We start from the raw sequence: 12,893 nt of genomic DNA on the forward strand, positions 1-12,893 counted from the left end.
GGGCGGCTGATCTGGGGATTCAAAGTGGCTGCCATAACGGCCTGACCCCCTCGCGGGCAGAGGCATGGCCACAACTCAGCCCAAGAGTCTTGCTTCCCAGGTTTGCCGAAATTCCAGGTCGAAAAGTTGTGTCCATGCCTCTGCCGCGAGGGGGGAAGAGCGCGTCGGACCACGATTCGGCAAATAATCCGAAGGTGCACGCGCCGCGGACGTTCACCTTGACCGCCTGGCCGAGTTCTGGTTAGCTCACCGGGCCCTGGTTGCATCAACGCGGGGCATGATCGTCCCGGCCGGCGCAAGGACTGCGCATCGTGCCACCTGGCTCACACGGGGCGAAACGACCATACGCGGAAGGAATCTCGTCATGGTTCACCGTCGCCTGGGGCTGTGGGGCCTCACCGTCGGCTTGTTGGTCGGCCCTCTCGTCCCTGTCGGTTGGGCGGCTCCCGTGAATCTCACCGGCTACGTCGAGAAAGACTTCCCCATCGGGGGAGGCTCGGCCTCGACCGGTAAGATCTATACCCAGTCCGTAACCTCCAGCCCGACAACCATTGCTCAGTCGAGCTGGATCACCAACAACGGCTGGGTCTCGGGCTGGAACGTCAAGGACATCCGCTTCAGCTACTACCAGGACCCCTCGTCCAGCAACAACGTGCTGTACGTCGGCGTCAACACCTGGGCCAACAGCAGCGGGACCTACGCCCCGTTCGGCCAGGCCAACGGCGACCCCTCGGGCACGCCCACGTCCTACGACCCGGCCCACCTGGGCGCGGGGACGCCCACCAGCGACAAGTCGTTCGCCCTGGAGATCGCCAAGTTCAACCCCGCCGACCCGAGCAAGCCCGGCCAGGTCGTCGCCATCGCCGGCGTCCCGGCCGACAAGTCGCTCAACGGCCCCGGCATCAACGGCTACACGGTTTCCACCGTCGACACCAGCCGCGAGGCGGGCGGCCTGGCGTACATGTTCGGCAAGACCATGCCCCAGTACATGGGCAACCTGGCCTTCGACCCCTCCCCCTCGCACCCCCAGCTTGAGTTCTCGATCAAGGACATCAAGTCGCTTGCCAATTTGGGTGGCGACAACACGGGATTCTGGGTCCGTTTCTACGCGGGGTCTGGACTGGACGGCGTCGCCGGCGAGACCTATATGGACTGGACATACATCCCGAGCACCACCCCGGTGCCACAGACTACATCGACGCCTGAGCCCGCCACGGTGTTGACCTGGTCGCTCGTCGCTAGCGGTCTGGCCTGGCGGACTGTTCGTCGGGCTCGGAAGCGCTCGGCCTGAAGTAGCGACTGGCTGTGAAGCGAGTCGTGGAAATAACTCGACCCTGGTCGAACACGAACGGCTTCCTGGAACCATACTGACTTAGTGGAAGCGAGGCGGACGCTCGCTTCCAGGTCGGTTCCTTGGCATGCCGGATCGTGGAAAAACGACCGAACGAAGCCAACCCCGGCAGCGGATTCTTCCGCAGCAAGGGCTGGCTTCGTATAAGTTTGCGTCCGATGGCTTCGATGCAGGCGGGCGCGAGGGAAGCCAATCGAAGCCGGATCAGCGGACAGCGACAGTCCGGCTGCGAGCGGGCTTCGCGTCGACGGCGTCGAGGTCGAAGATGAACGTGTTGTCGGTCCCCTCCTTGACGCTCGCTTTGAGCGGGGAGGTGGCGGCGTCGCGGTAAACCTTCGAGAAGCTCGGCGCTGCGGGCTTACGCCCCTTGGCGGGGGCGACGTCCTCGGGGGTTTCCGCCGGGGCGACCGTCGCGTCGATCGGCTGGATCGCCTCAAGGGCCGAGGGGGCGACGGTGACGACGTAGTCGCCGGCCGGGACGCCGTCGTCGGCGAGGTAGCTGCTCATGATGAACCGGCCGTCGGCGTCGGTCTCGGTCGTCAGCGAGGGCTCCGCCAGTTGCTCGTCGGCCGGCGCGCGAACCGCCTGCGGGTCGACGGGGTGGAACCGCACCAACGCTCCCTTCACCGGCCCCCCCTTCCAGGTCAACGTCCCGGAGGTGGGCTGGACGGGGAGGCGGTAGCCGAGGTCGACGTCGCCCCCGCCGCAACCAGCGAAGGCGAGGGCGAGGGTCGAGGCGAGGATGAGGGACAGGCGTGGCATGGTGGATCTCTCCTCTCGATCAATACTGGTCGGTGGAGACGATCTCGCCCATTGCCCGAGTCAGGAGCCGGACGTAGACCCGGATGCTGGTCGACTGCTTGAGGAAGCGGACGGAGCCGTCGCCCATCAGGTAGTTGCTGCCGCCGGGGTGGAACGAGTAGTCCTCGTTGCTGTTGTAGCAGTTGGTGAAGCAGGGGCCGGGGTACTTGCTGCCGTCGGCGGTGTAGCCGTGGAGGGTGTAGCCGGTGTCGTAGTCGGCCCAGCCGCCGCCGGTCTCCGGGCCGGGGAGGTAGCTCGGATGCCGCTTGGCTCCGGCGATGTAGTAGTCGGGCCGGCCGGCGTCCTCGCTCATCATGATGGTGTTGGAGAGGCCGTCGGTCACCTGGGAGATCCGGGTGATGTTGTCGGGCTCGCCGCCGGTCACGTTCTGAAGCATGGAATACTGGCCGCTGGAGGTCAGGTCGACCAACCCCGAGGCGGCCAGGCCGGCCTCAATGCCGTTGCTGATTGCGTAGTCGGTGACAGCGCACTTGACGTTCGTGAACGGTCCGCCGGCGTCCGCGTAGTCGCTGCCGTTGTCGGTGGCCTCGACGTCGAACTTGTTGCCGTTGGCCGACGACGGGCAGAGCAGCGTGGGAATCACCGTGACGATGGCCGTCGAGTTCTGGGCCCAGCGGAAGTCCAGCTTGACGTTGTAAGCGCTGTAGAGAGCCTGCTGCTCCATGTAGGGCAGGATGTGCGTGAAGACGTAGCTCGCCGCCCGCTGGCCTTTGGGCAGCTGCGCGCCGGAGGCGTCGACGTTGATGTTCATCGGCCGGCAGACGCCCGACGCCCGGATGCCCGACGGCGGGAAGAAGGTGTTGGCGCTCTCAAAGTTGTGCAGGCCCAGGCCGACCTGTTTGAGGTTATTGACGCACTGGGCCCGCCGAGCGGCCTCGCGGGCCGACTGCACGGCCGGCAGCAAGAGCGAGATCAACACGGCGATGATGGCGATGACGACGAGCAATTCGATCAACGTGAAACCCGACCGACCACGAGAGAGGCGCATAACGTTCGATTCTTCTCTGATTGAGTTCCGCGGCGCCGGCCGGCGCTTGATCGCGGAAACAGGTAGGGAAATCGGCAAAGGGGGGAGGCGACAGGGCCTCAATAGCAGTTTATGCGTCGACATGAAGGTTGCGTGAAAACGGCGCGACGTCGTCGGGAAGTTCTCCGGTGAGCTGGAACCGGGGGCGGCGACGATCCGCCTTGTCGTGAAAGCTTGCGGCCATTACCCTGTCGATTCGCGTATGTAAACGGAATCGTCGATGGTTCAGGGTTGGACAGGGGCGGACATGGCATCCTCTTACAGGCGGATCCTCGTCACGGGCGGCAGCGGGTTCATCGGGTCCAACTTCGTCCGGCTGCAACTCGGGGAATATCCAGACGTTGCGATCACGAATCTGGACGCCCTGACCTACGCCGGCAACCCCGACAACCTGGCCGATCTGGCCGGCGACTCGCGGTATACGTTCGTGAAGGGGGATATCGCCGACCGGCCGTTCGTCATCAAGCTGATTGCCGACGGCGGCTTCGACGCGGTGGTCCACTTCGCCGCCGAGAGCCACGTCGACCGCTCGATCGACGACGCCACGCCGTTCCTGCGGACCAACGTCATCGGCACCCAGAACCTGCTCGACGCCGCCCGCGCGGCGAAGGTCCCCCGGTTCGTCCACGTCTCGACGGACGAGGTCTACGGCACCCTCGGCCCCAAGGACCCGGCGTTCACCGAGGAGACCCCGCTTACGCCCAACAGCCCGTACTCGGCCAGCAAGGCGGGCTCCGACCTGCTCGTCCGGGCCGCGTTCCACACCCACGGCATGGACGTGGTGACCACCCGCTGCTCGAACAACTACGGGCCGTACCAGTTCCCCGAGAAGCTCATCCCCCTCTTCATCACCAACGCCCTGGCCGACGTCCCCGTGCCGGTCTACGGCGACGGGATGCAGGTCCGCGACTGGATTCACGTGATGGACCACTGCCTGGGCGTCGACGCCGCTCTGCGGAAGGGGAAGGCCGGCGAGGTCTACAACTTCGGCGGCCGCAGCGAGCGGTTCAACATGGACGTCACCAAGGGCGTCCTGAAGCTGACCGGCAAAACCGAGGCCCTCATCAAGTACGTCACCGACCGCCCCGGCCACGACCGCCGCTACGCCGTCGATTGCGCCAAGTCCGAGCGTGAGCTGGGCTGGAAGCCGACCGTGACCTTCGAGCAGGGCCTGGAAGACACCGTCGCCTGGTACAAGGCCAACGCCCGGTGGGTCGAGCGGGTGAAGTCCGGCGCGTACCGCGAGGGCTGACCGTTCGGCGACGGCCGGCTGTTCGTTCATCGCAGCAGCACCCCCTGAACTGGAGAGGATCTCCGCGTGCGAGCGTTCGTGACCGGCATCAGTGGATTCGTGGGCGGGCACCTGACCGAACACCTGCTGGAGAAGGGAGACCAGGTCGTCGGCTTCTCGACCTCGGGAGCGTTCTCCGAGGACCTGGTCCATCTCGGGCGCTCGGCGCGGGTGGAGCGGTTCGACCTGATGGCCGCCCGGCCGGCCGAATTCGTCGACCTGATCGCCGACAAGGCTCCCCAGGCGATCTACCATCTGGCCGCGCAGTCGAACCCTCGGGCCAGCTTCGACGATCCTCGCGGCACCTGGGCGCTGAACCTCGGCGGAACTCTCAACCTGCTCCTGGCCGTGAAGGCCGCGGGGCTGCAGCCGAAGCCCCGGATCGTGGTGGTGGGCTCGGGCGTCTGCTACGGCGACCCGCCGCCGGAGTGCATCCCGGTTTCCGAATCCTGCCCGCTGCGGCCTAACAACGCCTACTCCGCGAGCAAGGCGGCAGCCGACCTGCTGGGCGTGCAAATGCACCTGTCCGACGGCCTCGACGTCGTCATGGCCCGGCCGTTCAACCACGCTGGGCCCCGGCAGTCGTCGCGGTACGTCCTGGCGACGCTCGCCGAACAGGTCGCGGAGGTCGAGGCTGGGCTCAAGGAGGCCGTGGAGGTCGGCAATCTTGACGTCGTCCGCGACTACACCGACGTCCGCGACGTCGTCCGCGCTTATCGCCTGCTGGCCGAGCGTGGACGCGCCGGGGAGATCTACAACCTGGGGACCGGCAAGGGCCTGAAGCTGACCGACGCCCTGGAGACCTTCCGCTCGCTGGCGACTCGCCCGATCGAGGTCCGCGTCGACCCGGCGCGGGTCCGGCCGATCGACCTTCCGTACCTCGTCGCCGACGCCTTCAAGCTCCGCCGCGACGTCGGCTGGGAGCCGTTGATCCCCATCGAGCAGACCCTTGCCGACATGCTGGCCGACGCCCGTCGCCGCGTCGCCGCGCGGGGCTGAGCGAGGCCGCCTTGCAAGACGCTCCGCGTCCGCTTGTGGTTCTTCGGCCGGCGGCTTAGGATTGGGGAAACGGGCCGCTGGCTCGGAACAACTGTCGAGGCGACGCGGGAACGGCGGGGGCGACCCATGCGCAAGGCTTTGGCGAATCGGAAGTTCCTCCTGGTCGTCGCGGTCGCCCTGGCGACCACGCTGGCCGCGGCTGCGGCTCAGGAGCCGAAGCGGCGCAACGGGCGTCCGTTGCGGAACCAGGGAGGCGCGCCCCTGAAGAAGGTCCAGCCCCAAGGGGGGGACCCCCTGCTGAAGCAGGCCGACGACCCCAAAGCCGGGCCGGGGACGTACCACTACACGTTCAAACTTCGGTCGTTCGACGGCACGCCGCTGGCAGCCTCGTACTATCCGTCGAAGATCGGCGCCAATGCGCCGGTGGTGGTGCTCGTCCATGAGCACAACCGTTCGCGCAAGGACTTCGAGGACGCGGTTCTCGCGCTGAAGGGGAAAGGTTTCGCCGAGCATCTTCAGGACGAGACCTACGCCGTGTTCTCGTTCGACCTGCGAGGGCAGGGGCAGAACCCCCGTCGGAACGTCGGGGCCGAGGAACGGGAGTCCATGGCCGACGACCTCCAGGCGGCCTACCAGTTCCTGCTGGACCGCCACAATCGGGGCGAGTTGAACGTCGGCAAGCTGGGCGTGGTGGGGGTCGGCGAGGGTGCCAACCTGGCCGCCGCCTGGGCTTATCAACCGGGCGCCGCCGTCTCCACCGAAGGCCGCGCCGGCGACCTCGGGGCGCTGGCGATGATCTCGCCCCAGCCGGAGGGCTCAGGCTACGTGCTGTCACGGGTGCTGCCGCCGCTCGCCCTGCGCGTCCCCATCTTCATCAGCGCCGGGGCCAAGGACGCCGCCTCCAAGGACGCTGTCGAGGCCGTCCGCAAGGACCTGGAGCGGAGCCGCAGCAACAAGATCGAAATCTTCCCCTCCTCCCTCCGCGGCTACAAACTCCTCCGCCTGGAGCCCGGCGCCGCCGAGGCCCTTGTGAAGTTCCTCGACGCCGAGATCAAGCTCCGCCCCAACGAGTGGGAACCCCGCTACAACCAGGTCCCCATCACCTTCTCCGACGTCCAGACCGTCCGCCGCCAACAGCCTGAGGACAAAAAGGCCCAGGAGAAGAAGGCTGACGAGAAGAAAGCCGAGGAGAAGAAGGCTGACGAAAAGAAGGGCGAAGAGGAAAAGAAGGCCCCCGGCGACTCAAAATCCGCGAAATCCGAGTAAAATCAGACTGGTCGCGGCCTCGGAATCGGGCGACAATTCCCCTGGCTACTACAGTCGTAAGACCAGAGGGAAGGAGGGGGCGGGATGAGTATGTTCTCGGACGACCCGACCTGGCCGGTAGGAGCGCTTCTCTTCGTCGCCGCGCTCTGTTTCGTGGGGCTCAGGGTGCGGCAGGAGGGAAAGTACCTGATCTGGGGCCTGACGGCGCTGGGGCTGGCGGCCCTGGTCCTGACGGTGGAATGGATGTGGGTGACCGACGAGGAGCGGATTGAAGCCGTCGTCTACGACCTCCGCCGCGCGCTGCTGGCCTCGGACGCGGACGGCGTGCTGGCTCACCTGACGCCCGACGTCCAGTACGTGCAGTCGGGTGAGCCGCGGTCGTCCAACGAGACCCGGAATCTCATCCGCAACGCGATGGACGGCTCGAAGCTCGACATCGTGCGGATTCGCGAGCTTCAAACCAGCGCCGGACGGCTGACGAAACGGGGGAAGGCCGAATTCAAGGCGCTCGTGAAGGGGACCGTGCAGGGGCCGTTCGGGTTCGCCGGCAGCGGCGGCTCGGATTCGACCTGGTCGCTGGGGTTCGAGCAGACCAAGTCCGGGGTTTGGAAGGTCAACCGAATCACGCCCGTGGCGACCTCGTTCAATCCCTCCATTCTCAACGCCCCATCGGTCCACCGTGAATTCGGGCGGAGTCCGGGGTTCAACATGGAAGGCGGGATGATGGACCCCGCGCTCGGCGGGTCGCCGCCGGCACCCGGCGGCTCCGACGGCCGTCGTCAAGGACCTTTTCGGCTGGACCGCAAGCACCTGGGCTCTGGCGGCTGGGGCCGAAGCGGGTATTGACCCACCCCAGCCTGCCCATCGACGCCTTCACCCTCGGGCTCACTTCAGGTCGAAGTCGGCTTCCAGGACCGAGCCGGACGAGAGGTCGATCTCGATCTGGCTGAGTCGGTTGTAGCGCTCGGGGACTTCTTCCTTCACCTCCAGCACTTCCCCGCGGATGTTGGCCGCGGCCGCCTGCTTCATGGTTTCGTCGTCGTTGCTGCTGAACTCGACGTGGTACCGATGCGGCATCAGTCCGAGATCGGCGGAGACCTCGTAGCGGCCGTTCCTGACGTAGCCGCCGGAGGCGCACTGCTGGCTGTCCAACGAAACGAACCGCACGATCCCTCGGGACATCGGCCGTCCCCCAAGGCGGACGGTTCCCGTAAGACCCTGCGTCGGAACCGTTCCGAAGCCGGTGTAGTCGTGAACGATCCAGCCGATCCCCAGCGCAGTCGCCAGGGTGAGGAGAACCTCAAATTGGGTAATTTTCATAATATGTTAAGAAACTCCAACTCGGGACGAGGCCCCGCTCGTCTTCAGCGGCCCTCAAGGGAGCCGTGCGGCGGTCGGTTGGGTGGGGCCTGTGGGGGCGCTCTGTTCAGCGCCTGAGGAGCTACGGCGGGTGAGCGTCCTCCGGCCGGCGGGGAGAAGCCGGGCGCGGGCGGGACGGTCGGGAGGCGTCGTCGTGGTTCGGGAACCTCGCCGACGCTCAGGATTATACCCGAGTTCAGCTCGCGCCGCCACCGGAATGCCGACGCAATCGGGCCGATCGAATCAATCCGGCACGCTGGTCAGGCGGAAGCTTTCGGTGGAGACGCTGTAGCGGGGGGCCAGGACCTCGCGGGAACGCCGCAGCAGCCAGTGGCCGCAGGGGACGAGCAGGGGGCGGACCAGCACGGCGTCGACCGTGATGCCGACCACCAGGGCAAAGCCCAACTGCTGGAGCGAGCCCAGCGGGCTGAACAGGAACGAGGCGAAGCTGCACGCCGTGATCGCCGCGGCCGACGTGATCAGGCCGCCGGTCTGGCCGATCGCCCGGACGATGCCGCCCCGGAACCCGTGCTCGGCGGTCTCCTCGTGGAGCCTCGTCATCAGGAAGACGTTGTAGTCCACTCCCACCGCCACCAGCAGCACGAAGAGGAAGTACGGGACCTTCCAGTCGAGCCCTTCCGCCCCCAGCATCGTGACGAACACCAGGTGGGTCGCCCCCAGCGCGAAGGCGTAGGTCAGGACCATCGTGGCGACCAGGTTGAAGCAGGCCAGCGGATCGCGGAGGGCGATTAGCAGCACGAGGAAGACCCCCAGCGGGACCACGAACCAGCTCTGGACCTGGTCGGCGCGGGTCATCTTGCGGACGTCGGCCGACTCGGCGTTGGCCCCGGCGACGTACGCCCGGACCTCGTGCACGCCCTCGTAATCGGCCAGGTAGTCTTGCAGCCGGCGGCGGATCGTCTCCACCTGGCTCATCGCACCATCCGAGAAGACCCGATCCTTGAGCGTCAGGTCGATCCGGGCGTGGCGGCCGTCCGGCGTGATGTAAGCCGCGAAGCTCTTGAGCAGGTCCGGGTTCTGTTCGACCGTCTCGGGCGTGATCAGGAGCCGGTCGAGGGCGATCCGACCCAGGGGATCGGTCAGGATCGCGCTGACCTCGCGATGGGCCCGCTCGGCGCCGGCCGCGATCTGCCCTGCGCCCTCGGCGGCCCGGGTCAATTCGCGGAGCAGCGTCTGGGCGGGCTTCTCCGGCGGCGTCGATGGGGTGGAAGGGGCCTCGGGCGCGATCTGGGTCGGGGCCGCGGGGGCAGTCGCGACGTTGGTTGCTGGGGACGTCGATGGTTCCGACTTTGGCGCGGCGCCGCCGCCGACGAGCCGGACGGCCGCGTCGAAGAGGCCGGCGTTGCGTTCGCCCACACGACGACGAGCGCCGTCCTTGGCCCCCTGAAGGGCCGTCTGAGCCCCTTCGAGGGCCACCTGGTTGAACGCCGAGGCCAGCGCCGGGACGTTCCACGTCGCCGGGGCGCCCTGGGCCCAGAGCATGGCGGTCGAGGCCGTGCGCATCCCCTGGGCGATCGCCTCCGGGGACGACGGGGCGGGCTTCGGCTGCTGCTGCTGCGGCTGCGGGGTCTCGGCGGGAGGCTTCGGGGCGGCTGGGCCGCTCATGTTCAGGCCGAGCTTCTCCTCCATCCAGAGGGCCGCGCGGAGCTTGGCCGCGCCGGTGTTGAGCCCTTCTTCCAGGCTCAAGGCCCCATCGGCGAGTTGCTGAAAGCCCTGGTTCACCTCGCCGAACCGCGAGGCCAGCCGCGCCCGCCGGAGCGGCTCCGGGCTCCCCAGCGGCTGGGTGGCCGAACGGACCTCGCCGTTGCGGCGCTGGTTTGAGAGGAGCCGGCTCACGTCGTCGATCATCGCCAACCCGGTCGACTCCCGTAGGTCGACGTCCGATTCCAGGACGATCGTCACCGGCGCGGTCATGCCGGCGTCGAACTTGTCCAGCACCAGCCGGAGGTTCTGGGCCGACTCCGAGTCCGCGGGCATCTCGCTGATGAGGTCCATCACGAACCGGGTCTGGCTGGCCAGCGCGGCCAGCGGGAGCATGGCCCCCAGCGTCAGCGCCCAGCTTCGGAACGGCCGGGTCATGGCCTTGCGGCCCATCGACTCCCACCAGCCGCTCGGCGCGGCGCCGAACGCCTCGAAGCAGGACGGCCGGACCTTCGCCAGCAGGACCAGCAGGGCGGGCGTCAGCGTCAGGGTCGCCAGCAGCGAGATCGCCAGCCCCAGAGCGACGCTCGGGCCGGTGGTGGAGAACAACTTGAACTGGGTCGTCCCCATCAGCAGCAGCCCGACCATGATCGTCCCGGCGCTGGTGACCAGGGGGACGAACGACCGCGCCAGGGTCATTCGCATGACGCCGGCCGGGTTCCGGGGGTTGAAGTGCTCCCCGAACCGCCATGAGAGGAACAGGCAAAAATCCGTCCCAGTCCCGAACAGCAGGGCGACCAGGAACAGCTCCACCAGCGGCGAGATCTGCCAGCCCACGCCGCAGAGCCACGCCAGCAGGCTCCGCGAGATCACCAGGCTGACGCCGATCGTCGCCAGCGGCACGAGCGCCAGCCAGAACGAGCGGTAGACGACGATCAGCACGATGAGCAGCAGGATCACCGTGACGACGGCCGCGCGGTCGAGCGAGACCTGCACCAGCCGCATGAAGTCGCGTCCGATCACCGAGTCCCCTGTCCAGAGGATCTGGAGGCCGGCGGCGTCGGGCGAGGCTTTCGCCAGGGCCTCGGCCTGCTCCTGCATCCAGGCGACGGCCTCATGCGCTGCGGGGGCGACGTTGGTGGCGTCGAGCGGAGCGACGACGAGTTCGGCCGTCCCGTCGCGGCTGACGAGCCGCTCGGCGATCTCCTTCTGCGACTCCGGCCCCAGCACGCGAAGGATCGTCGACGGCCGGTCGGCCGCCTCGAATCGCTTCGCCAGGGCGGCCGCGAATCGGTGGTCGGCCTCGGTCAACCCTCCCGGCCGGGTCATGGCTGCGACGGCCGTCGATTCATAGGCCGAATCGGGCCAGCAGATGCGCACCAACTCGGCGGCGCGACGGCTCTCGGCCTCCTCGCCCAGAAGCTTGGATTGCCCTTCCGCGGCCAACCTGGTGAGATCGGGCGCCTTCAGTCCGACGCCCGCCGCCAGCGCGAGCCAGGCCAGCGTCACCCAAATTGGGTGTCGGCTAGATGCCGTCTTGATCGATTCTAGCAGAGGCATCGTTCCCGGCTCCTGGGGACCACGTCGCTCCGTCCGTCGACGCCCCTCGATCACAGAAAAACTCGTGCCGTCCCCGGCTCGGGTGGGGTTGCAACCCGTCGTCGGTCGCTCGCAAACCCTTCATCCGGACCAGTGAATGACGACCTTCAAATCCTCTTTATAAGTACCATCGCCCCGTCCGACAATCCGAATCCGCACCCACCCATCACCCTCCGGGAGGGGTCGTCGGGGTTACGGAAGTCGTTTGGGGGGGCTGGTATTCGTTGCAGAAATCAATGCGTTCGCCGATGCTCGGATGCGAGGCGCGGAAGACCCGGTAGACCCAACCGGGCCGCGGGTTTCCCAGATTCTCCTGCTGGAGCTTCACGAAGGCCGTCGCGCCGGAGTGCTTCGTTCCCGTTAAATCGAGCGCAAACCTATCCGCTTCGTGCTCTTGATAGCGATTATAAGCCATGGCCACGGGCATCAGAACGAGCGTTGCGACCTGGAGCAGGACCAGGAAGAGCGGCACCGACGCCACGTCCGCCAGTTCCGAGAATCCGAACCGGCCCCGGAAGCGGTCGATCAGCCCGTGCGCAGTTCGGTGCACGAAGTAGAGCCCCGCCAGCGTTACCGCGAAAGACAACAGGATCGATCGGACGACGTGGCCCAGGACGTAATGCCCCATCTCGTGGGCCATGACGAAGAGGACTTCGCGCTCATTCAGCTTGGCCAGCAGCGTATCCCAGAGGACGATCCGCTTGGTGTCGAGGAACCCGGTGACGTAGGCGTTGACCGCCTTGGTGTCGACGCTCTTCTCCACCTCGAAGACCCGGCTCGATTCGATCCCCGCTCGTTCGGCCAGGCTCAGGATCGACTGCTCCAGCGCCTTGTCCTTCATCGGCCCGAACGTGTTGAACAGCGGGTCGATGTAGAGCGGCTTGACGATCATCCCCAGCAGCAGGAAGGGAATCGACGCCAGCGACATCCAGAGCCACCAGCGCTTCCGGGTCCGTCTCAAAAAGGCGAACAACCCGAGGGCTATCAGGACTCCGACCCCGGCGTCGACGGCCAGGGCGATGAAGTGGTCCTGGAGCCACTTGCCCTGCGTCTGATTCGACAGGCCGTAAGCGTGGAGCCTGACGTAGCCCTGGTAATAATCCAGCGGCAACTCGACCAGCGTGACCAGCAGCATGTACAGCGGCACATAAATCGCGACGGCGACCGCCCAGGGCCATCGACCACTCCCCGACGCCATGTTCCGCAGTCTGGCCGAGAACCCGGAGAACAGGATCGCCGCTGGCAGCAGGATCCCCCAGACCCGGTTGAAGGCCCAGAATCCCATCCCGGTGCGATAGAACTCCATGGCCTTCTCGGAAGCCTCCGGCACGGCCACCGGCGCGTTCTCATCGACTTCGGACGCCGCGGTCACCGCTGGAGAAGCGTCCGCCGTCGGCTCCTGTCCCCGCGCAATCCCCAGACCCGACCCCGCCACGACGACGATCAGCCACAACCAGGCCTTCCCCATCCGCGCCTCCTCCGTCGTTCGTTCCCCCGGTTCGTTGACACCGATCTTA

10 protein-coding genes are annotated in these 12,893 nt (G+C 66.9%); 5 read left to right on the top strand and 5 right to left on the bottom strand.

Annotated elements, in window-relative coordinates; translation table 11 throughout:
* Positions 1–364: 364 nt before the first annotated feature.
* Complete coding sequence (locus G5C50_RS13035; protein ID WP_165069885.1) at positions 365–1,291, top strand: hypothetical protein; 927 nt, start codon at positions 365–367, stop codon at positions 1,289–1,291.
* A 264-nt stretch (positions 1,292–1,555) separates the two neighbouring features.
* Here G5C50_RS13035 and G5C50_RS13040 read toward each other — a convergent pair whose 3' ends face one another.
* On the bottom strand, positions 1,556–2,113 hold the full coding sequence (locus tag G5C50_RS13040) for a carboxypeptidase regulatory-like domain-containing protein (protein WP_165069887.1): 558 nt from the start codon (positions 2,111–2,113) through the stop codon (positions 1,556–1,558).
* Positions 2,114–2,132: 19 nt separating this feature from the next.
* Positions 2,133–3,161, bottom strand: coding sequence for a DUF1559 domain-containing protein (locus G5C50_RS13045; protein WP_165069890.1), 1,029 nt, complete (start codon positions 3,159–3,161; stop codon positions 2,133–2,135).
* A 286-nt stretch (positions 3,162–3,447) separates the two neighbouring features.
* On the opposite strand from G5C50_RS13045, the gene rfbB reads away from it, so the two are divergent.
* The 4 genes from rfbB to G5C50_RS13065 all read left to right on the top strand — a co-directional run bounded on the left by rfbB (position 3,448) and on the right by G5C50_RS13065 (position 7,602).
* Positions 3,448–4,452 carry a dTDP-glucose 4,6-dehydratase gene (rfbB, locus tag G5C50_RS13050; RefSeq protein ID WP_165069893.1) on the top strand — a complete coding sequence of 335 codons (1,005 nt, stop codon included), beginning with the start codon at positions 3,448–3,450 and terminating at the stop codon, positions 4,450–4,452.
* Between the two features lie 66 nt (positions 4,453–4,518).
* Positions 4,519–5,490: a GDP-mannose 4,6-dehydratase gene (locus G5C50_RS13055; protein ID WP_165069895.1), complete on the top strand. Its 972-nt coding sequence runs from the start codon at positions 4,519–4,521 to the stop codon at positions 5,488–5,490.
* Positions 5,491–5,616: 126 nt separating this feature from the next.
* The gene (locus G5C50_RS13060) at positions 5,617–6,756 is read left to right on the top strand and encodes an alpha/beta hydrolase (RefSeq protein WP_165069898.1); all 1,140 of its coding nucleotides are present in this window, start codon (positions 5,617–5,619) and stop codon (positions 6,754–6,756) included.
* An 84-nt stretch (positions 6,757–6,840) separates the two neighbouring features.
* Positions 6,841–7,602, top strand: a complete 762-nt coding sequence (locus tag G5C50_RS13065; RefSeq protein WP_165069901.1) for a nuclear transport factor 2 family protein — start codon at positions 6,841–6,843, stop codon at positions 7,600–7,602.
* A gap of 39 nt (positions 7,603–7,641) precedes the next feature.
* Here G5C50_RS13065 and G5C50_RS13070 read toward each other — a convergent pair whose 3' ends face one another.
* From G5C50_RS13070 to G5C50_RS13085, 3 genes are all read right to left on the bottom strand, one after another.
* Positions 7,642–8,076, bottom strand: a complete 435-nt coding sequence (locus G5C50_RS13070; protein ID WP_165069904.1) for a hypothetical protein — start codon at positions 8,074–8,076, stop codon at positions 7,642–7,644.
* Positions 8,077–8,358: 282 nt separating this feature from the next.
* Positions 8,359–11,337 carry an MMPL family transporter gene (locus tag G5C50_RS32630; RefSeq protein WP_240907069.1) on the bottom strand — a complete coding sequence of 993 codons (2,979 nt, stop codon included), beginning with the start codon at positions 11,335–11,337 and terminating at the stop codon, positions 8,359–8,361.
* Positions 11,338–11,542: 205 nt separating this feature from the next.
* The coding region (locus G5C50_RS13085) for a M48 family metallopeptidase (protein ID WP_206107678.1) at positions 11,543–12,893 on the bottom strand (1,351 nt) is incomplete at its 5' end.

It is taken from the genome of Paludisphaera rhizosphaerae (assembly GCF_011065895.1).
GTDB lineage: Bacteria > Planctomycetota > Planctomycetia > Isosphaerales > Isosphaeraceae > Paludisphaera > Paludisphaera rhizosphaerae.